This is a genomic window from Amycolatopsis tolypomycina (assembly GCF_900105945.1).
In the GTDB taxonomy this organism is placed as follows: domain Bacteria; phylum Actinomycetota; class Actinomycetes; order Mycobacteriales; family Pseudonocardiaceae; genus Amycolatopsis; species Amycolatopsis tolypomycina.
Genome location: NZ_FNSO01000001.1, coordinates 179,958 through 200,291 on the forward strand (window position 1 = coordinate 179,958; position 20,334 = coordinate 200,291).

The 20,334-nt window shown below is 70.8% G+C and carries 15 protein-coding genes; 7 read left to right on the forward strand and 8 right to left on the reverse strand.

Going from position 1 to position 20,334, the window contains the following annotated elements; all coding sequences use genetic code 11:
- Positions 1-2: 2 nt before the first annotated feature.
- The 7 genes from asnB to BLW76_RS01000 are packed head-to-tail and all read left to right on the forward strand — an operon-like array spanning position 3 to position 10,697.
- Positions 3-1,913 (forward strand): asparagine synthase (glutamine-hydrolyzing), encoded by a 1,911-nt coding sequence (asnB, locus tag BLW76_RS00970; RefSeq protein ID WP_091303946.1) that lies wholly within the window; start codon positions 3-5, stop codon positions 1,911-1,913.
- Entirely contained in the window at positions 1,910-4,087 is a 2,178-nt protein-coding gene (locus BLW76_RS00975; RefSeq protein WP_091303947.1) for a bi-domain-containing oxidoreductase, read from the forward strand. The genes asnB and BLW76_RS00975 overlap by 4 nt, the downstream gene beginning before the upstream one ends.
- Positions 4,084-6,081, forward strand: a complete 1,998-nt coding sequence (locus BLW76_RS00980; protein WP_091303948.1) for an alginate lyase family protein — start codon at positions 4,084-4,086, stop codon at positions 6,079-6,081. The genes BLW76_RS00975 and BLW76_RS00980 overlap by 4 nt, the downstream gene beginning before the upstream one ends.
- Before the next feature lie 9 nt (positions 6,082-6,090).
- Positions 6,091-7,617: a right-handed parallel beta-helix repeat-containing protein gene (locus tag BLW76_RS00985; RefSeq protein WP_091303949.1), complete on the forward strand. Its 1,527-nt coding sequence runs from the start codon at positions 6,091-6,093 to the stop codon at positions 7,615-7,617.
- Between the two features lies 1 nt (position 7,618).
- Positions 7,619-8,887 (forward strand): O-antigen ligase domain-containing protein, encoded by a 1,269-nt coding sequence (locus BLW76_RS00990; RefSeq protein WP_244170000.1) that lies wholly within the window; start codon positions 7,619-7,621, stop codon positions 8,885-8,887.
- Complete coding sequence (locus tag BLW76_RS00995; protein WP_091303950.1) at positions 8,884-10,053, forward strand: glycosyltransferase; 1,170 nt, start codon at positions 8,884-8,886, stop codon at positions 10,051-10,053. The genes BLW76_RS00990 and BLW76_RS00995 overlap by 4 nt, the downstream gene beginning before the upstream one ends.
- Positions 10,050-10,697, forward strand: coding sequence for a phosphatase PAP2 family protein (locus BLW76_RS01000; RefSeq protein ID WP_091303951.1), 648 nt, complete (start codon positions 10,050-10,052; stop codon positions 10,695-10,697). The genes BLW76_RS00995 and BLW76_RS01000 overlap by 4 nt, the downstream gene beginning before the upstream one ends.
- A 428-nt stretch (positions 10,698-11,125) precedes the next feature.
- Here BLW76_RS01000 and BLW76_RS01005 read toward each other — a convergent pair whose 3' ends face one another.
- The 8 genes from BLW76_RS01005 to BLW76_RS01040 all read right to left on the reverse strand — a co-directional run bounded on the left by BLW76_RS01005 (position 11,126) and on the right by BLW76_RS01040 (position 20,334).
- Positions 11,126-12,607, reverse strand: a complete 1,482-nt coding sequence (locus tag BLW76_RS01005; protein ID WP_208613182.1) for a right-handed parallel beta-helix repeat-containing protein — start codon at positions 12,605-12,607, stop codon at positions 11,126-11,128.
- A 93-nt stretch (positions 12,608-12,700) separates the two neighbouring features.
- Complete coding sequence (locus BLW76_RS01010) at positions 12,701-14,017, reverse strand: glutamate-1-semialdehyde 2,1-aminomutase (RefSeq protein WP_091303952.1); 1,317 nt, start codon at positions 14,015-14,017, stop codon at positions 12,701-12,703.
- 8 nt (positions 14,018-14,025) lie between these two features.
- On the reverse strand, positions 14,026-14,574 hold the full coding sequence (gene rfbC / locus BLW76_RS01015; protein ID WP_091303953.1) for a dTDP-4-dehydrorhamnose 3,5-epimerase: 549 nt from the start codon (positions 14,572-14,574) through the stop codon (positions 14,026-14,028).
- Positions 14,571-15,755, reverse strand: coding sequence for a polysaccharide pyruvyl transferase family protein (locus BLW76_RS01020; RefSeq protein ID WP_091303954.1), 1,185 nt, complete (start codon positions 15,753-15,755; stop codon positions 14,571-14,573). Before BLW76_RS01020 ends, rfbC begins: the two co-directional genes overlap by 4 nt.
- Positions 15,752-16,696, reverse strand: a complete 945-nt coding sequence (locus BLW76_RS01025; RefSeq protein ID WP_091303955.1) for a glycosyltransferase family 2 protein — start codon at positions 16,694-16,696, stop codon at positions 15,752-15,754. Before BLW76_RS01025 ends, BLW76_RS01020 begins: the two co-directional genes overlap by 4 nt.
- A gap of 7 nt (positions 16,697-16,703) precedes the next feature.
- Positions 16,704-18,029 (reverse strand): MATE family efflux transporter, encoded by a 1,326-nt coding sequence (locus BLW76_RS01030; RefSeq protein ID WP_091303956.1) that lies wholly within the window; start codon positions 18,027-18,029, stop codon positions 16,704-16,706.
- Between the two features lie 5 nt (positions 18,030-18,034).
- Positions 18,035-19,315 (reverse strand): DUF4910 domain-containing protein, encoded by a 1,281-nt coding sequence (locus BLW76_RS01035; RefSeq protein WP_091303957.1) that lies wholly within the window; start codon positions 19,313-19,315, stop codon positions 18,035-18,037.
- Positions 19,315-20,334, reverse strand: coding sequence for an NAD-dependent epimerase/dehydratase family protein (locus BLW76_RS01040; protein WP_091303958.1), 1,020 nt, complete (start codon positions 20,332-20,334; stop codon positions 19,315-19,317). The genes BLW76_RS01035 and BLW76_RS01040 overlap by 1 nt, the downstream gene beginning before the upstream one ends.

Here is a 20,334-nt window from a genome sequence, read left to right on the forward strand (position 1 = left end):
CCATGTGCGGCATCGCAGGCACCTACCTCTGGCCGGACGGCGGGCCGCTCACCGACCGGCTGACCAAGACGCTGGCCCACCGCGGCCCGGACGGTTCCGGGCGTTACGAGCACCGCGCCGGCCCCGGCTCCGTGCACCTGGGCCACCGGCGGCTCTCGATCATCGACCTGTCCGAGACCGGCGCCCAGCCGATGGCCCTCGACGGGCTCGCGCTGAGCTACAACGGCGAGCTGTACAACGCGCCCGAGCTGCGGGCCGAGCTGTCCGCGGCGGGGGTGCGCTTCCGCGGGACGTCCGACACCGAGGTGCTGCTGCAGGCGTGGCGGCGCTGGGGCACCGACTGCCTGCCCAAGCTGCGCGGCATGTTCGCCTTCGCGCTGTTCGAGGAGGGCACCGGCGAGCTGTTCCTGGTCCGCGACCAGCTGGGCATCAAGCCGCTGTTCTTCGTCCAGCGTGCGGGCGGCGTCGCCTTCGCGTCCGAGCTGAAAGCCCTCGCGGGTGAGCTGGGCGGGTCGCTGCAGGTCGACAACGCGGCGCTGATCGCGTCGCTGCTCTACTACTGGGTGCCGGACAGCCGGTGTGCCTACCAGGGCGCGGAGAAACTGCAGCCGGGCACGTGGCTGCGCTGCCGCCCGGACGGCCAGGTAGACCGCGGCCGGTTCTGGTCGCTGCGCGAGGTCGCCGAGGAGGGCGCGGCCTTCGACGGCGAGGTCGACCTGCACGCCGTGATCGCCGAGTCGACGGCCAAGCACCTGCTCTCCGACGTCCCGGTGGCGACCTTCCTCTCGGGCGGGCTGGACTCCAGCTACCTGACGGCGCTGGCCGCGCGGTCGCAGCCCGGGATTTCGGCCTACACCATCGGGTTCCGGCCCGAGGACGCCAAGTTCGAAGCCATGCCGGACGACCTTCGCTACGCCCGGATCGTCGCCGGGAAGTTCGGCGTCGACCTGCACGAGATCGAGATCGCGCCGCAGGTGCTCGACCTGCTGCCGAAGATGACCTACCACCTCGACGAGCCGATCGGCGACCCGGCGGCGATCAACTCGTTCCTGATCTGCTCGGCCGCGCGCGAGGCCGGCGTCAAGGTGATGCTGTCCGGGATGGGCGCCGACGAGCTGTTCGCCGGCTACCGCAAGCACCTGGCGAACCTGATCGCCCTGCGCTACCACAAGGTGCCGGGCGCGGTCCGGCGTCCCGTGGAGTCCATTGTGGACCGGCTGCCGGTCGCGTCGGCCAAGCGCGGCTACCGGTCGGTGCGGTTCGCGAAGCGGTTCCTGTCCTTCGCGGGCCTGCCCGAGGAGACGGCGTTCCGGCGCAGCTACACGATGTACGACCGCGCGGAGCTGCTGTCGCTGGTCAACCCGGACCTCGCGTCCTCTGTGGACGACGTGCTGGCCGAGCACGCGGACACGTACAACGACCAGGCCCTCGACGACTTCGTCAACCGGATGTGCCTGGCCGACTCGCGGATGTTCCTGCCGGGCCTGAACCTCACGTATACGGACCGGTCGACGATGGCGGCGTCCACCGAGGTGCGGACGCCGTTCGTCGACGTCGAGGTCGTGCGGGCGGCGTTCAGGATCCCGGGGAACAAGAAGATCGTCGGCCGCGCCGGGAAGATGGCGTTGAAGAACGCGGCGCTGAACATCCTGCCGAGCGAGATCGTGCACCGGCCGAAGGGCCTGTTCAGCGCGCCGCTGCGGGCCTGGATGAGCCGCGACCTGGCGCCGCTGGTGCGCGAGGTCGTCAACGACGGCGTGCTCGTTTCGTCCGGTCTCCTGCAGCGCGAGGCGTTGCAGCGCATGGTCGCCGAGGACGCCGCCGGTCAGGAAGACCGCGGCAAGCACCTCTGGCACGTCTTGACTCTTGAGTATTGGTACCGGAACGCGATGTCTGGAGCGGGAGCGAAGTGAAGCAGGTAGTCCAGAACTACAAGAGCGGGGAACTGGCGCTCCTCGACGTGCCCGAGCCGGCCTGCAAGCCGGGCGGCGTGCTGGTGCGGACGGTGTACTCGCTGATCTCGACCGGCACCGAGATGATGAAGGTGTCCGAGGCCAGCATGTCGCTGGTGGGCAAGGCGAAGGCGCGGCCGGACCAGGTCGCGAAGGTCATGCAGAGCGTGGCCACCAACGGCCTTTCGGCGACCTACCGCAAGGTGACGTCCAAACTGGACTCCTACACCCCGCTCGGCTACTCGCTGTGCGGCATCGTCGAGCAGGTCGGCGACGGCATCACCGACGTGAAGGTCGGCGACCTGGTGGCGTGCGCGGGCAACGAGCACGCGCTGCACGCCGAGCTGAACTGGGTGCCCAAGAACCTCTACTCGCCGGTGCCGGCCGGCGTCGACCCGCGGCACGCGGCGTTCGGCACGGTCGGGTCCATCGCGATGCAGGGCGTCCGCCGCGGCGAGCCCCAGATCGGCGACGTCGCGCTCGTGATCGGCCTCGGCCTGATCGGCCAGCTGGTGGTGCAGCTGCTGGCGTCGTCCGGCGTGCGCGTGGTCGGCGTCGACCCGGACCCGGAGCGCTGCAAGCTCGCCGAGAGCCTCGGCGCGCTGACCTGCGCCCACCCGGCGTCCGGCATCGTCGACACGGCGGTGGACGAGCTGACGCACGGCGCGGGCGTCGACCAGACGTACCTGGCGGCGGGCGGCAACACGAACGACCCGGTGGAGCTGGCCGCGAAGCTGTCGCGCGACCGCGGCCGCGTGATCGACATCGGCAAGTGCAAGCTCGACCTGCCGTGGAACGCCTACTACGAGAAGGAACTGGACGTCCGGTTCTCGCGTTCGTACGGGCCGGGCCGCTACGACCCGTCGTACGAGCTGGAAGGCCGTGACTACCCGATCGGCCAGGTCCGCTGGACCGAGCGCCGCAACCTCGAGTGCGTGCTCGACCTGGTCGCGCGCGACCGGCTGGACGTCGAGCCGCTGATCACGCACGTCTCGGACTTCTCGGACGCGGTTTCGACGTACAAGTCCCTGAACGAGGGGGCCCTGAAGGCCGTGGCGGTGCTGTTCCGGTACCCGGACGCGGTCGCCCGGACCGAGCCGGTCGTGACGTCGGCGCGGGTCGGCGTGACGTCGTCCCCGGCGGCCTCGTTGCCGGCCGGGCAGCCGGTGCGCCTGGGCTTCATCGGGGCGGGCAACTACGCGTCGTCGATGCTGCTGCCGCACCTGGTGGAGCGCGCGGACGTGCAGCTCAAGCACGTCGCGACGACGTCGGCACTGTCCGGGGCGAACGCTCGCCGCAAGTTCGGCTTCGCCGCGGCGTCGACCGACATCGACGACGTGCTGGGCGACTCCTCGATCGACGCGGTGTTCGTCGTGACGCGGCACAGCTCGCACGCGGAGCTGACCCGGCAGGCGCTGCTGGCGGGCAAGTCGGTGTTCGTCGAGAAGCCGCTGGCGCTGTCTCCTGATGAGTTGCAGAGGGTTTTGGACGCGATCGAGGAGTCGGGCAACGACCGGCTGCAGGTGGGCTTCAACCGCCGCTTCGCTCCGCTGCTGCACGAGGCCCGCGAGCAGTTCGGCCCCCGCGTCGGCCCGGCGAGCGTCCGCTACCTGGTCAACGCGGGCCGCCTCGACCACGGCAGCTGGTACAACCAGACGGACTCGGAGGGCTCCCGCTTCGCGGGCGAGGGCGGGCACTTCATCGACACGGTGAGCTGGCTCCTCGACGCCGACCCGGTTTCGGTGTACGCCACAGGAGACCTGCAGGTGACCCTCGGCTACGCGGACGGTTCGACGGCGGTGATCACCTACGCGGAGACGGGCTCGTCGGGCTTCCCGAAGGAGACCTTGGACGTGGTCGCGGACGGCAAGGTCCTCAAGTTCGACGACTTCGTCCGCGCATCGGTGTACTCGCGCAAGAAGTGGGCAAGCTCGCGTATCCCGAAGGGCCGAGACAAGGGCCAGGCGGCCGAGGTCGAAGCGTTCCTGACGGCGGTGCGCACGGGCGGCCCGATGCCGATCTCGGTGGAGTCCCTGGCCGCGACGACGCTGGCGACGCTGGCCGCCCAGACAAGCGCGGCGAACGCGGCCCCGGTGCGGATCGAGCTGCCCCGGAAGGCGGGTGCCCGGCCATGATGGGTCCCGGCTGGTACCTTCGCCGGCTGTCCCGGATGGGGCCGGCGGAGGTCGTCGGCCGCGCGCGGCACGCCGTCGTGCAGCGGCAGTGGCGGTCCGCGCTGCCCACGCCGCCGAATTGGCCCGCGCATCCCCGCGTCACCGCGACACTGCCCGCCGGCGTGCTGGGTAAGGTGTCCGGCGAGGCTGTCGCGCGGCTCGTGGCCACGGCCGACGAGCTGATGGCGGGCCGCGCGGAGTTCTTCGGCGTCGAGCGCACGGACTTCGTGGCACCCGACTGGTTCCTCGACCCCAAGACCGGGCGCAGCGCGCCGTCCGACATGTACGCGTTCGACGTGCCGTACCGGTCGGAGGACACGGTCGGCGACATCAAGCAGATCTGGGAGCCGTCGCGCCACCAGCACCTCACCGTGCTGGCGGCCGCGTACGCGGTGACCGGCTCATCGGCGTACGCCACGCGCGTGGCCGAGCACCTGCGGTCCTGGTGGGCCGCGAATCCGCCGTTGCGGGGACCGCACTGGGTGAGCGGCATCGAGCTGGGCATCCGGCTCCTGTCGTGGGTGTGGACCCGCCGCCTGCTCGACGGCTGGGAGGACGCGGCGGAGCTGTTCGAGCAGAACCCGGACTTCCAGCTCCAGCTGTGGCACCACCAGAACTGGCTCGCGACGCTGCGCAGCCACGGCTCGTCGGCGAACAACCACGTGATCGCCGAGGACGCCGGGCTGCTGGCCGCGGCGTGCGCGTTCGGCTGGTTCCCGGAGTCCGCGGGCTGGCGGGCCGAGGCGATGCGCTCGCTGGACGTCCAGCTGGGACGCAACACGTTCCCCTCCGGGCTCAACGCCGAACTGGCGTCCGAGTACCACGGCCTGGTGCTGGAGCTGGGCCTGGCGGCCGCCGCCGAGGCCGACGCCGCGGGCACGCCGGTGCCGGACTCGACGTGGGACGTCCTGCTCCGGATGACCGACGCTCTGGCGTCCATTGTGGACAATCGGATGCGCCCGCCTCGCCAGGGCGACGCCGACGACGGCTTCGGCCTGATCGTCGACGGCACGGCGACGGACCGCTGGGCGTCGCTGCTGGCCTCGGGTGAGGCGCTGTTCGGCCGCCTGGACTGGTGGCCCACGATCCCGGGCGACGACGTGCGGACGCCGCTGCTGGCCGCTCTGGTGTCGCGCACCCCGCGCGTCACGGGCGTCCGCCCCGGCCGTCGCCCGGCGCACCTGCGGGACGCGGGGATGACGATCCTGCGTTCGGGCCGGGTGTGGGTCCGTTGCGACGGAGGTCCCCACGGGTTCCTGTCGATCGCGGCGCACGCCCACGCGGACGCGCTGTCGCTGGAGGTCCGCCACGACGGCGTGGACGTCCTGGCCGACCCGGGCACGTTCTGCTACCACGGCGAGCCGCAGTGGCGGCAGTACTTCCGGTCGACGCTGGGCCACAACACGCTCGAGCTGGCCGGCCGCGACCAGTCGGTCTCGGGCGGCCCGTTCCTGTGGACCCGCCACGCGGTGACGAAGGTGCTGGAGGTGCACACCCCGGACCTCGGCCCGAACCGCTGGTCGGCCGCCCACGACGGCTACGCCCCGGCCGTCCACCGGCGCACGGTGGAGCTGGACGGGGACGTGCTGAAGATCGTCGACGAAGTCCTGGGCGAGGGTTCGCCGGGGGCGGCGCGGTTGGCGTTCCACTTCGGCCCGTCGGTGACGGTCATGCTCGACGGAACCACCGCCCGCCTCCGCTGGACGGCCGAGGGAACGAACGAGTCCGGCACGGCCGCCGACCCGCTCGTCGGGCGGGTTTCCGGGTCGCTGACCAGTGCTGTCCGCACCGCCGTCATGGAACTGCCGCCCGAGCTTGCGTGGACCGTGCACCGAGGGGAGACCGAGCCGCCGCTCGGCTGGTACTCCGCGGGGTTCGGGCGCAAGGAACCCGCCACCACGCTTGTCGGCTCCGGATCGCCCGGACACCTCACCACCCTGCTCCGCTTCAGTTAGGACCCGCTCGTGACAGCCCGCCGCTTCCGACTTCGCCGTGCAGCTCCGCTGCTCGGAGTCCTGCTCACGGTTGCGGCGTGCTCCGGCGGCCCGGACACCGACGGCGGGCCGGCCCAGGCCACCCCGGCCCCCAGCGGGTCGGTCGCCGCGGTGTGCGACAAGCAGCCGGCCGGTCCCGCGGCCCCGCCGGCGGGCGCCGTCGTCGTCGATCCCGCCGTGCCGGGGGACCTGGCGGCGAAGACGCGCTCGGCCGGCCCCGGCACGACCTTCTGGCTCAAGCCCGGCAAGCACGTCCTCGGCGACGACAAGTACGACCAGGTGTCCCCCAAGGACGGCGACGTCTACATCGGCGCGGCCGGCGCCGTCGTCGACGGCCGGAAGATCAACCAGTACGCCTTCACCGGCCACGCGACCAACGTCAAGATCACCTACCTGACCGTGCAGGGCTTCGTGGCCCCGCGCGACGAAGGCGTGGTCAACCACGACTCCGGCGACGGCTGGGTGATCGAGCACTCGACCATCCAGGACAACGACGGCGCCGGGCTCATGGCGGGCGCGCGCCAGCAGGTGCGCGGCAACTGCCTGCGCCGCAACGGCCAGTACGGGATGAACGCCTACTCCGGCAACACGCCGCTCACCGCGCTCGTCGTCGAAGGCAACGAGATCGCCGGCAACAACACCGGCGACTGGGAAGCCAAGATCGACGGTTGCGGCTGCAGCGGCGGCGTCAAGTTCTGGGCCGTGAACGGCGCCGACGTGCGCGGCAACTGGGTGCACGACAACCACGGCACCGGCCTGTGGGCCGACACGAACAACAACGACTTCCTCATCGAGGGCAACCTCATCGAGAACAACGACAGCGCCGCGCTGATCTACGAGATCAGCTACAACGCGATCATCCGCGACAACACGATCCGCAAGAACAACTGGGCCGACGGCCGCCGGTACGCCGACCGCGGCGACAACTTCCCGACGCCGGCGGTCTACATCTCCGAGTCCGGCGGCGAGCCGCGGATCAAGGCCCGCACCGCGAAGATCGAGATCTCCCGCAACTACCTGGAGAACAACTGGTCCGGGATCACGCTGTGGGAGAACGCCGACCGGTTCTGCAACAGCCCGGCCAACACCTCCTCGGGCGACTGCACCCGGCTGGTGCCCGCCGTCAAGCAGTGCGCGGCCCCGGCGATCACCAGCGGCCCGCTCCTGGCCGACTGCCGCTGGAAGACCCAGCACGTCGACATCCACGACAACAAGTTCGTCCTCGACCCGGCCGTCGTGGGTTGCCAGGCCTCGTGCGGCCGGATGGGCCTGCTGTCGAACTTCGGCAGCTACCCGGACTGGTCGCCGTACCGCGGCGACGTCGTCCAGGAAGCGATCACCTTCAAGCAGGACAACCGCTGGCACGACAACAGCTACGCCGGCCCGTGGACGTTCATCACCTACTCGGCCGACCGCATCCTCGAGATCGGCGAGTGGGAAGGCGCGCCGTATTCGCAGGACAGCGGCAGCACCTTCACCGCGCAGGGTGGAGGCTGACATGGCGGCGCACCCCGGAACGGCCGGCCTCCGCGGCGACGCCGCGCCCGAACCCGCTTCCTCGACGCCGAAGTGGGCGGGCCTGGCGTGGGCCCTGCTGATCCTCAACACGCTCGGCTCGACCGGCGCGAAGACGATCCTCCCGCTGCCGCGGTCGGTCAGCCAGCTGGTCACCATGGGCTCGCTGATGACGGCGTTCGTGATCGCGCTGGCGCTGAACAAGCACCTGCGGATCCGCCCGAGCGCGTACCTGCTGCTGCTGACGGCCCTGCTCGGCACGAGCATCCTTTCCAGCGCCGACCTGCAGGAGGGTCTCGGCGCGTTGTTCCGGTGCTTCCGGCTCACGGTGTTCGTCTCCACGCTCTGGTTGCTGACCCGCTGGTGGGACGGTGGGTTCAGCTTCGTCCGGTACCACATCCGCACCTACGCGGTCGTGCTCGCGTCGGTGGCGGTCGGCCTGGTGGTCTCGCCCGGCAACGCGATGCCGGAGGAGTACGGCGGCCGGCTTTCGGGCGCGGTCTGGCCGTTGACCCCGCCGCAGATCGGCCAGTACGCGGCGGTGATTTCCGGGCTCACGCTCCTCCTCTGGTTCGGGCGCCGCACGACGTGGCGCAGCGCGGTGCTGATCGTGGTGCCGGTGCTGGGGCTGCTGATGCTCACGCACACCCGCACGGCGACGCTCGGCCTCGTCGCCGGCCTCGCGGTGGCCTTCCTGTCGATGGTGCTGACCAGTGCCCGCGCGCGGAAGGTGTTCGCGTGGACGGTCGGCGTCGGCGGGGTCGCCGGCATCGTGCTCGCGGGCGCGCTGCAGACGTGGTTCCTCCGCGGGCAGAGCGCCGACAACTTCTCCAGCCTGACCGGCCGCGCGAAGGTGTGGGACGCGCTGCTGGAGGCCCCGCGGACGACGGGGGAGTACATCTTCGGCGTCGGCCTGACGGACAAGTCCTACGACGGCCTCCCGATCGACAACAGCTGGCTCGCGATCTACCACGAGCAGGGGTTCGTCGGGATCGCGCTGGTCGCCGCGTTCCTCCTGACGTTGATCGTGGTCGCGGTGCTCCGGCCGCCTTCGCTGGCGAGGGCGTGTGCGATCTTCCTGATCACCTACTGCGTTTCGGCCTCCTATACCGAAGCGGGTCTCGGCGACGCCTCGCCGTACCTGCTGCACCTGGCGGTCGCCGCGTCGCTGCTGGTCCGCGGGGTGCCGCAGTCCGACGAACAAGCATTCATCCCGGCGAAGGGGGCAGACGTGCGAGGTGCAGGCGCGTGAAGGTGCTCGTGGTGCACAACCGCTACCGGTCCGAGCAGCCGAGCGGCGAGAACAACGTCGTCGACGCCGAGGTGACGCTGCTCGCCGAGGGCGGTCACCAGGTGTCGTTGTTCGAACGCCGCAGCGACGACATCGCGGCCATGCCGCTGCCCCGCAAGGCGGCGGTCCCGCTGATGGTGCCGTGGAACCCGGCGGTGCGGAAGGAGCTCGCCGCCCGGCTGCGGGCGTCGCGCCCGGACGTCGTGCACATCCACAACACGTTCCCGCTGCTGTCGCCGTCGGTGGTCGCCGCGTGCGCGGACGCGGGGGTGCCCGCGGTCGCGACGCTGCACAACTACACGATGGTCTGCCCACCCGGCACGCTCCACCGCGACGGCCGCATCTGCACCGAGTGCGTCGGCGGCTCACCGCTGCCGGCGGTGAAGCACGGCTGCTACCGCGGTTCGGCCGCGGCCACGCTCCCGATGGCGGCGAGCATGGTCGCGAACCGGCGCCGGTGGTGGACGGGGGTGTCCCGGTTCTTCTGCATTTCGGCGGCCCAACGTGACCTCCTGGTGTCGGCCGGGATGCCCGGCGAGCGGATGGTGGTGAAGCACAATTTCGTGACCGACCCCGGCGTCCGCCGCACCGGCGACGGCAAGCACGTGCTGTTCCTCGGCCGCGTCACCGAGGAAAAGGGGGTCGGCCTGCTGATGCGGGCCTGGGACCGCCTCGACGGTGCCCTGGGCGTGCCCCTGGTCATCGCCGGGACCGGTCCGATGCAGGACGAGGTCGCCGCCTGGGCGGCCGGCCGCACGGACGTCTCGTACGTCGGCCTCCAGAACAAGGCGCAGTGCCGGGCCCTGACCGCCGACGCGATCGCGGTGGTTGCGCCGTCGACGTGGCTGGAGGCCTTCGGCCTGGTGGTGGTCGAGGCGATGGCCGCCGGCGTTCCGACGGTCGCGGCCGCGCACGGCGCGTTCCCCGAACTGGTCGACGACGGAGTCACGGGACTTCTCCACACGCCGAACGACGAGGCATCCCTCGCGGACCGCCTCCGCACGGTCGTCGCCGACCGCAACCGCGACATGGGCGACGCGGCCCGCGTCCGGTACGAGAAGGACTTCACGCCCGCGGTCGGCTTGGACCGGTTGATCGCCGGGTACGAGGCGGCGATCGAGGCGTGAGGCAGCTCGTCCGGACGGCGCCCGCGGCCCTGCCGGCCGTGCTGCGCGCTCCGCTGGCGATGACAGCCGCCCTGGCGACGGCGATCCTGGTGGCCCTGGGCATCCTCCACTTCCGGGACTCGGGCCTGACCGGCATCGACGCTGCCCTCCTGCCGTCGATTTACGGGGTCGAGCCGCCGTGGCGGTACGTCGCGCTGGTGGTCGACTTCGGTGGCGAGCCGGTGGGGTCGGTGATCCTGATCGCGCTCCTTTCGGGGGTGTGCTGGTTGGCCCGCCGCGTCCGGACGGCCGTGCTGACGGTGGCGGGTGTCGTGGTGACGGTGGCCTTGACGACGGTGTTGAAGCCGCTGGTCGGCCGCACCATCCACGGCGAGTTCCTGTCGTACCCGAGCGGTCACACTGCCCTGGCGACGGCGCTGGCGCTGATCATCGCGCTGTTGCTCACCGAGCGGTGGGGACTGGGCCGGGCGGCCGCGATGGCGGTTGTGCTGGGGTTGGCGCTGGTGGCCGGCTTGGTGATGGGGTGGGCTGAGGTGGCGTTGGGCGCGCATTACCCGACGGATGCGGTCGGGGGGTTCTGCGCCGCGCTGGCCGCGGTGCCGGCGACTGCTTGGGTGGTGGACCGGGTCGCTGACCGGCTCTGAGTTCTGGGGCGGTCCTGTGGGCCTCCTGGGTGGTTGGCGCCTGCGCTGAGGTGCGGGCTGGTGCTTGGGTGGTCGGCTCGAGGAGCGGTGGGCCACGCGCCGAAGCGGCCTGTTTTCCGCGGGGTTGGGTTAGCTCCTGGGGTGGCCGATCGGCGCTCGGCGATGCCGCCTGGTGTAGCGGCGCGCGTCTTCGAGGTGAGGCGAGTGCTCGGTTCACATGACTATTTCGTCCACTGTGGACGGGGCGGGCAATTGATCGGGTCATGTCTCCGACGGTACCGAACATGCGTGCGACCGCCATCCCTGAAACGGGTGAACCGCTGTCCGAAATTCTCCGTTCGCGACTTTTCCCTTTACCTGCAAGGGAAAAGTCGCCCGACGAATCAGAGGGGCGCGAAAACTGTCGGACCCCCTCGGCAAGCTCGTGATCAGCAGCCGGCGGGCCCACCGCCGAACGAAGAACACTCGTCCTGCGAGTAGGGCGCCGCGCGCCAGCCCGCAGTGTCGACCGTCTTGGAGGTGTCATGCACCACGAACGTCCACGGCCCGGAGTAGGAGTTGTCGTGCCACCGGTTGGCCTGGTGGAACGTGATGGCCTCTTCGATCACCGTTCCCTTGTAGGGCGACCAGTCCGGGAACGTCCCGAAGTTCGACAGCAGGGCCATCCGCCCGCACAGGCTCGTGCAGCCGACGCGGCCGGGGTCGAAGCGGAACGCGTTGCCGTGGACCGCCACCCGCTGCGTCTTCCAGCGGCAGTCGTCGTACGCCGGGGGCCGCTCGATCCGGCCCGCCGTGCACGACGCCTTGTCGGCAGGCTTGGTGCAGTAACCCGTCGAGGTGTTCGCCGGGCTGTTGCAGAAGCGGTCGGCGTTCTCCCACAACGTGATGCCGGCCCAGTTGTCCTCGAAGGTGTTCCCGCTGATGTCGATGGCCGACGTCCGCGCCGGTACGCGGGGCTCGCCGCCCGATTCCGACAGGTACACCGTCGCCGCCGGGAAGTTGTCGCCGCGGGCGGCGAACGCGCGGCCCTGCACCAGGGTGTTGCGGCGGAACGTGTTGCCGCGCAGCACCAGGTTGTAGCTGGTCTCGTAGAACAGGGCCTCGGCGTCGTTGGCCTCGAACAGGTTGTCCTCGACGAGGAAGTCGTTGTTGTTCGTGTCGGCCCACAGCCCGGCGCCGTGGTTGCCGTGGACCCAGTTGCCGCGGATGTTGGCGCCGTTCACGGCCCAGAACTTGGCGCCGCCGCTGCACCCGCAGCCCGGCACCTTGGCCTCCCAGTCACCGGTGTTGTTGCCGGTGATCTCGTTGCCCTCCAGCACGAGCCCGGTGATGCCGTCGCCCGCCTGGTACGCGTTGAGCCCGTACTGCCCGTTGTTGCGCAGGCAGCTGTGCCGCACGACCTGGCGAGCGCCGGCCATCAGGCCCGCGCCGGCGTTGTCCTCGATGGTCGTGTTCTCGATGAGCCAGCCGTCGCCGGAGTCGTGGTTGACCACGCCCTGGTCCTGCAGGGCGGCGAACCGGCGGATGGTGAGGCCGCGGATCTCGACGTTGCGGGCCTGCTGGGTGAAGGCCGCCCGGTTGACGCCGCGGCCGTCGACGACCGCGCCCGGCGCGCCGAGGTACACGTCGCCGTCCTTGGGGGCGACCTGGCCGTACTCGTCCTGGCCGAGCGTGTGGGTGCCGGGGCGCAGCCAGAACGTCGTGCCCGCCGGGTGTGCCGCCGTCTTGGCCGCGAGGTCGCCGTCGACCGCCGGGTCGACGGCGACGGCTCCGGTGGGTGGCTGCTCGTACCCGGTGGGTTGCCTGTCGCACACCGGAGCGGGCCCGTCGGCGGCGCCCGCGACCGCCGGGCACGCCACGGCGATCAGGAGCGAGCAAGCAGCGACGAGAACCGCACGAGATCTGCCCATGGCAGGAAGTTACGCACGAACGGGCTGGAAAACAGTCACCCTCAAGTGTCCTCATCGGACCCAACGGGTGAATCCGGCCCGTCCGTGCGGGGATCAGGCGTGCTTGCGGAACACGGGCTGCACCGGGCGCCCGCCCATCCACGGCGTGGGGTCGTTGGCGTCGAGCGCCTTGCGGTACACCGTGCAGGCCTGGGCGACGACGTCGATCGTCTTGTCGATGTCGGCCTCGGTGAGCGCGGCACTGACCACGAAGGACGGTCCGAGCACGCCACCGCTGATCAGCTCGCGCAGGAACAGCGTGCGGTACGGCTGGGACGGCTTGAGCTGCTCGTCGAGCGTGCCGAAGACCAGGTTGCTGGCCCGCCCGCGGACGACCACGTGGTCCTCGACGCCGATTCCGGCCGCCACCTCGCGGACGCCGGCGGCGAGCCGGTCGCCGAGGGCGTGCAGGCGGCCGATGACGTCTTCGTCGCGGTAGACGTCCATGACGGCCATCGCGGCGGCGAGCGAGTGCGTCTCGGCGCCGTGGGTGGTCGAAAGCAGGAACACCCGCTCGCGGTCGGTGCGCAGGCCACCGATCTCCATCAGCTCGCGCTTGCCCGCCAGCGCGGAGACCGCGAAGCCGTTGCCGAGCGCCTTGCCGAACGTCGAGAGGTCGGGCGTGACGCCGTAGAGGCCCTGCGCGCCGTGGGCGGACCACCGGAAGCCGGTGATCATTTCGTCGAAGATCAGCACGACACCGTGCCGGGTGGCCAGCGAGCGCAGGCCCTCCAGGTACCCCGGCGGCGGTTCCACCGCGGCGGCCGCCTCCAGGATCATGCACGCGATCTCGCCGTCATGGCGCTGCAGCAGCTCCTCCGCGGCCTGCAGGTCGCCGTACGGGAAGGACACCACCGCTTCCGTCGTCTCGTCCGGGATGCCCGCGTTCATCGGCGTGGTGCCGATGAACCAGTCGTCGGTGGAGAAGAAGGCGTGGTCGGCGCACTTGGCGACGAGCTTGCGGCCGGTGGCCGCGCGGGCCAGCCGGACCGCGGCGGTCGTCGCGTCCGAGCCGTTCTTGGTGAACTTCACCATGTCGGCCGTCGGGACGTTCTCCAGGAACCGCTCGGCGGCCTCCGCCTCGATGATCGACGGCCGGATGAAGTTGCTGCCCTTCTCCAGCTCGCCGCGCACCGCTTTGACGACCCGCGGGTGGGCGTGGCCGAGGCTGACGGCTCTCAGCCCGGCGCCGTACTCGACGTAGGAGTTGCCGTCGACGTCCCAGACGTGACCGCCGCGGCCGTGGGAGATGACCGGGGCCATCCCTTCGGGATACTGGTCCGAGCCCTTGGCGTAAGTGTGCGCACCGCCGGGGATGACCCGGTGCAGCCGCTCGTTCGCCTCCGTGGAGCGGGGCAGGTTCGTTCCCATGTCGTGGCTCACCTCGTTGGTTTCAACGCCTCTCCGAGAGAGGGCGCCCGTTCGTCCCGGTCACTGACCATTGTGACCGACAGTGGCCACGAAATGTCCAATTCGGGGTCTTTGTACGAAATCGTAATGTCCTCTTCAGGATCGTGCGCCCGATCGATACGGTACGAAACGTCAGAGGGATCGGTGAGTGACTGGAATCCGTGGGCACACCCCGCCGGGATGTACACGGAAACCTGGGTGTCGCCGGAGAGTTCGAAGGTTTTCACATTCCGGAATGTCGGCGAATCCGGTCGGAGATCCACGACGACGTCGAAGATGGCGCCGTGCGAACACCGCACCAGCTTCGCCTCGCCGGCCCCGCCGCGCAGGTGCATCCCGCGGACGACACCCTTGCGGGAGCGGGAAAGACTGTCCTGGACGAAGCCGTCCGGGTTGATTCCCACCGACGCGACGACGTCGCGGTCGAACGTCCGGCTGAAGAAGCCGCGCTGGTCCGCGTGCGGTGTGGGTTCGAACAGATACGCCCCGTCGATCTCGGGCACTGGAATGGCCTTCATCGCCCACCCCCGAAGAGGGCCGCCGAAAGAGCGGCGAACTGGTCCTTGAGCCGTTGCGCGTTCATCTCGTTCCGTTCCTGGAGCGTCTGGCGCAGTTCGGCCGAGCGGTTCTCGAGTTCGGTGAACTGCTCGACGAGCCGGTCGAAGCCGACGGTCTTCGCCCGCTGGGTGAAGCCGTCGAGGCCCATCTCCGCCATCAGGACGTCGTTCTTCGGTGCGTAGCCGATCGCCACGGTCGGTTTCGAGACCTTCAGGGCGCAGAGCACGTTGTGGTAGCGCGTGGCCACCACGCTGTCCACCGCGGCCATCTCGTGCATCAGCTCGTCCAGGGTCTCCGCCGGAGCCGCCGTCACCAGCGGGGAGGCGGTCTTCTCGATGATCTCGTCGACGACCTGCCGGTCGATCCGGTCGCCGATGAACAGCCGGACGGGTCTGTCCTGGTCAACGAGCCACGCGACGAAACGGTTCATCGTGTCCACGTAGTGGCGGTAGATGCGGTCGGCGTCGGCGCGGTCGTCGTTGCCGCCGTAGTAGGCCATCACCCCGACGCCGACGGCGGCCGGCTGGCCGCCGGCGGCCGGGGTGGGGAGGGAGAACGCGAGGTCGGGATAGACCTGGTCGGCACTCGTGTCGACGCCCATGGCGCGCATGGCGTCGCGCGAGATGTCGTCGCGGTAGGAGCGGTAGGCGGCGAGCCGGCCGGACCAGCGGACCAGGGCGCGCGTCGCCCGGGCGCTGATCTCGTTGGCGCCGACGCAGACGAGCGCCACCTTGGTGCCGAACAGGCGCCCGGTGGCGGAGAGGAGGAAGAGCGAATACGGGAAACCCCAGGGACGCAGCGGCAGTGTCGCTTCGAGCACGCCCATGCCGGGCACGATGACGACGTCCTGCTTGCGGACCCAGGCCGCGGTGCGCGCGATGTCCACCAGCTTGCCGAAGCCCTTGAGGGCCACTGAGCGCAGGCCGGACGCCGTCTCGTACTCGGACTGGTTCCAGTGCAGCGGCGTCGCGTCGAGGCCGTACCGCTCGCGGACGACCTCGGGGCCGCCGACCAGGGCGCTCAGCACCGCGTCCGGGTACTCGGCGCGCAGGTAGCCGAGCACGGCTTCGAGGGAACCGTCGTTGCCGAGGTTCCCCGAGCCGAGCAGGCCGAACACGCCGACACGGGGCGCACGCTTCACGCGAGCCTGCCTTCCCGGCCCGCCACGATCTCGTTGACCGTGGCGACGTCGGAGGCGGTCGGCGCGCGGTCCTCGACGCGCTCGCCGTGGCCGGACCGGGCCCGGTTGGTCAGCCAGGCGCCGAGGTGGCCGAAGCACTCGCGCTTGTCGGCGGCCGAGATCGGCGCGCGGCGGATCAGGTCCGCGAACCCGTAGACGTACTCGCCGAGCAGGCGGACGGTGGGGTTCCGGAGCCGGTTCGCGCGCCGCGGGTCCAGATTCGCGCACCGGCCCCGGATGGTCGGGTTGGCCCGCTCCGCGCGGCCCGGGTGGTCGCGGCGGAAGTAGAGCAGCTCGGGCACCTGGTGGAACGGGCCGTGGAGGGCGAGCTCGGCCGAGTACGTCCGGTCGGCGTGGTGGTAGCTGTCGAGCGGCTTGACGCGGCGGAGGACGTCGGCGCGGATGACGCCGTAGAAGTCGTCGCCGCCCGGCTCGAACAGGATGCTGCGGAAGCGGTCCGGCGCGTGCCGGGAGGCGGTGTTCAGCGTGTACTCGAGCGGCTGGACGATGCGGCCGTCGCCGTCGATGATCGCCTGGTCGCAGTGGGCGAGGATGATGTCCGGGCGCTCGTCGAGGGCCTCGACGCACCGCTTGAGCAGGTCGCGGGCGTAGAGGTCGTCGTGGGACACCCACTTGAAGAGCTCGGTGCGGGAGACGTCGAACACGAAGTTGTGGTTCGGCGTCGCGCCGATGTTCTTCGGCTGGCGGACGTAGCGGATCCGGGAGTCCTTCTCGGCGTAGCGGCGGCAGATCTCGTCGGTGCCGTCGGTCGAGGCGTTGTCCGAGATGATCAGCTCGAAGTCTTCGTAGGTCTGGCCGAGCAGGGCGTCCAGCGACTCGGCGAGGTACTCCTCGCCGTTGTACACCGGGAGGCCGAGGCTCAGCCGCGGGACGGTGGTCATGGAGTCCTCATTCCTTGATCGGCTGTTTGATCGGCTCGAACACCACGGTGGGCTCGTCGGCGCCCGGCGGCATGTAGTCGCGCAGTCCCAGGCGCAGCTGGAACCACCAGACGACGGAGCCGCTGAGGGTGGCCGTCGCGACGCCCCACGCGGACCCGGCCGCGCCGCCGAGGAACGCGCCGGTGATGCCGAAGGTGACGTAGAACAGGGAGGCGATCAGCTGGGACCGCAAACTGCGGGGGGCCGCGCCGAGCGCGCGCAGGCCGGCCGCGGCGCCCGTGGCGAAGCTGGCGCCGACGACGGCGAGGGTCACCGGCAGGATCAGCGGCGACGCCGAATCCCACACCGAACCCATCACCCAGCGGCCGGCGCTGTCGGGCACCAGGAGCAGCAGGCCGAGGCCCCAGCACAGGGCGGCGGCGGCCTGCCCGCCACCGAGGATCACGCAGAAGTGCTTCAGCCGGTGCGGCGCCCGCTGAAGCACCCGCGCGCCCTCGGCGACGGTGACCAGGGACAGCCCCATGAGCAGGGCCAGGAACGGGCCGAGGAGCTGCTCGGCGCCGCGGACCGCGCCGACGGCGGTGATGCCGGCGATGGCGCCGAGGCCGTACGCGCGCAGCTGCGACGCGCCGCTGTTGCTGACGTTCTCGACGAGGTACCGGACGCTGAGGTCGCGTTGCGTCCGGAGCCAGCCGAGCAGCTCGCGTGGGTGCGGGAGGATCCGCGTCTGGAACCCGCCGTAGAGGGCGGCGACGGCGCCGGACAGGCCCCAGGCCAGCACGAACGCGACCACCGTGTGGATCTGCGCGGCGATGTACAGCGCCGGGATCAGCGCGACGCCCCACACGCAGTCATTGACGAACGCCTTCTTGCCCGCGCCGCGGGCGAAGAACGCGAAGCGCCAGGCGTCCTGCAGGAGCAGGCCCGGCAGCACGACGGCGAGGGCGACGAACGCGTTGCCGAGCGGGCCGCCCGCGGCCAGGCCGGCCACGAGGCTGACCAGCCCGGTCGCGCAGCCGACGCCGATCGCGGTGCCGGAGGCGCTGGCGACCCCCAGGCGCCAGCGATCCTCGGCGACCGCGCTGAACCGCACCATCAGCGGGTCGGTGGCGAGGCCGCGCGAGATGTTGAGCACCACGCCGTAGGTGACCCAGGCGAGGCTGAAGATGCCGAACGCGAACGTGCCGAGCGAACGGGCCACGTACAGCCCGACGGCGAAGTTGGTCAGGCTGGACACGGCCTGGTCGCCGAGGCCCCAGCTCAACCGTCCGGCCATCGCGCGAACCGCGCCCGACCGGAAGATCGAGCGCGGTGCACGGCGATGGTTGGCCACGTCGCTCACTCCTTGACCAGGCCGGCGTCGTGGAGTGCCCGGGCGGCGACGTCGACGATGTCGAAGGGCAGGCCGGCGCGCTCGGCGATGTCCAGGAGCGAGTGCGACCCGTCGGAGAGGTTGAGCACCCACAGCATCGCCATCTGGGCCTGCTTGGCGTCGCTGCGGCCGCCGAGCGAGTCGTACAGCCCGCGCTTGCCGAGCTGGGGCTCGCCGTACGGGCTGAGGTTGACGTACCGGCGGTTGCGGTCCAGGACGGCGAACGCCTCGAGAAGCGCGCCGAGCGTGTCCTCCATGGCCGCAGGCGAGACGAAGCCCGGATTGTCAGCCGAGGTGTGGTACTCCGGGTAGCCGGCGTACGGCGTGCGCGTCAGGGAGCCGACGCCGAGGTTGAAGCCCGGCGAGCAGAACTGGCGCTCGTCGTAGCCGTACGGCGAGAAGTCGACGACGCGATGCTCCCGCGACCGCAGCACGTGCTGCATGACGCGGTCGATCTCGGCGTCGTCGCGGCGGGACTTCTTGTACGTCAACGAACCCGGGTCGCCCGCGCACGCCAGCACCAGCCCGTGGCGCACCTTGTCGATCCGGGAAGCGTTGCGCGCCAGCCAGGTGATCGAGCCGATCGTGCCCGGCATGAACAGGAACCGGTACGTGTAGTGCGGCTGCGCCGAAGCCAGCTGCTGGGCCAGGGAAACGGCCACCGCGATGCCGGCGAGGTTGTCGTTGGCCAGCGACGGGTGGCACACGTGGCAGGACACGATGACCTCGTCGGTGACGCGGCCCGGGACGACGTGCTCGGCGTAGGTCAGCGAACCGTCGGCCAGTGTCGAGTCGATGACGACGTCGTAGTCGCCGTCGGGCAGGGCGCCGAGCTTCTCCTGCGCGAGGCAGAATCCCCAGGCCGGGGCGTAGTAGCTGGTCCGGTAGGGCACCCACGACGGCTGGTCGGGCAGCGTGTGCAGGTGCTCCCGCAGCTCGCTCAGCGGCATCCGCTGCCGCACCGGGACGCTGTACCCGACGACGTGCAGGTTCAGCTCCTGGAAGTCGATAACGCGTTCCCCGGAAGGGGCGGCGACGTACGCGTCCCGGATGTTCCACTCCTGCGGGATCGTCCAGTCCAGCACCGCGGTGCCGGTCGGGACCTCGTGGCGGTCCAGCGGAATGTGCTCGCCGATGATGTCCAGGGTCTGCCGCACGCCGTCGCCGGTGATGCTGCGGCAGATCGGGTACAGCCGCTCGACCAGGGCGTGCAGTTCCGCCCCGGTCCGCAGCTGCGGGCCCGCCACTACTTCCGCCGCAGGGTGGTGTCGACGCGGCCGGCTTCGCCCTCGCTCTTCAGCCAGGCCAGCCGGGTGAACAGCTGCTGGAACGACTCCCGGGTGAGGCCGAACCTGCGGTAGGCCTCGATGAGCTCGACGGCGCCGTCCTTGACGGACCAGTCGCAGGTGAAGCCGGGGATCGCCGCGCGGAAGCGCGAGAAGTCGACCCGGTACGAGCGCGGGTCGGCGCCCGCCTCGCCGGTGATGTTCAACGTCGAGCCCGGCACGGCCTCGACGACCTCCTGGGCGATCTCGGCGACGGTGACGTTGTTCTCTTCGGTGCCGATGTTGAAGGCCTTGTTGTGCACGGCCTCCTTCGGCGCCGTCAGCGCTGCCGCGAACGCGCGCGCGATGTCCTGGGCGTGCACCAGCGGCCGCCACGGCGTGCCGTCCGACAGCACCAGCACCTCGCCGGACAGGTGGGCGTGCGCGGTCAGGTTGTTGAGCACGATGTCGCCGCGCAGGCGGGGCGAGTAGCCGAACGCGGTCGCGTTGCGCATGTACACCGGTGTGAAGTCGTCGTCGGCGAGCTCGTGGACGTCGGCTTCGACGCGCACCTTCGACTCCGCGTACGGCGTCACCGGCCGCAGCGGCGCGTCCTCGTCGACGAGATTGTCGCCGCCGGCGCCGTACACCGAGCAGGTCGACGCGTAGATGTACCGCTTGACGCCGGCGTCCTTCGCCAGCTTCGCGAGCTTCACCGACGCGTGGTGGTTGATGTCGTACGTCAGCTCCGGCGCGAGCGAGCCCAGCGGGTCGTTCGACAGCGCGGCCAGGTGGATCACCGCGTCGAACCCGGTGACGTGCTCGAGCGTGACGTCTCGCAGGTCGACGACGTGCCCGGCCGGGTCGGCGGGAGCGGGCCCGAGCAGGCAGTCCTCGAACAGCCCGGAGTCAAGGCCGGTGACTTCGTGGCCGGCGGCGGCGAGCACCGGGGCCATCACCGTCCCCAGGTAGCCCTTGTGCCCCGTCAGCAACACCCGCAT

Bases quoted from the DNA above. Each gene is read 5' to 3' on its own strand.
- BLW76_RS01005 (WP_208613182.1), bottom strand. From the start codon at position 12,607: ATGGGCAGATCTCGTGCGGTTCTCGTCGCTGCTTGCTCGCTCCTGATC.
- BLW76_RS01040 (WP_091303958.1), bottom strand. From the start codon at position 20,334: ATGCGGGTGTTGCTGACGGGGCACAAGGGCTACCTGGGGACGGTGATG.
- BLW76_RS00980 (WP_091303948.1), top strand. From the start codon at position 4,084: ATGATGGGTCCCGGCTGGTACCTTCGCCGGCTGTCCCGGATGGGGCCG.
- rfbC (WP_091303953.1), bottom strand. From the start codon at position 14,574: ATGAAGGCCATTCCAGTGCCCGAGATCGACGGGGCGTATCTGTTCGAA.
- BLW76_RS01025 (WP_091303955.1), bottom strand. From the start codon at position 16,696: ATGACCACCGTCCCGCGGCTGAGCCTCGGCCTCCCGGTGTACAACGGC.
- asnB (WP_091303946.1), top strand. From the start codon at position 3: ATGTGCGGCATCGCAGGCACCTACCTCTGGCCGGACGGCGGGCCGCTC.
- BLW76_RS00990 (WP_244170000.1), top strand. From the start codon at position 7,619: ATGGCGGCGCACCCCGGAACGGCCGGCCTCCGCGGCGACGCCGCGCCC.
- BLW76_RS01010 (WP_091303952.1), bottom strand. From the start codon at position 14,017: ATGGGAACGAACCTGCCCCGCTCCACGGAGGCGAACGAGCGGCTGCAC.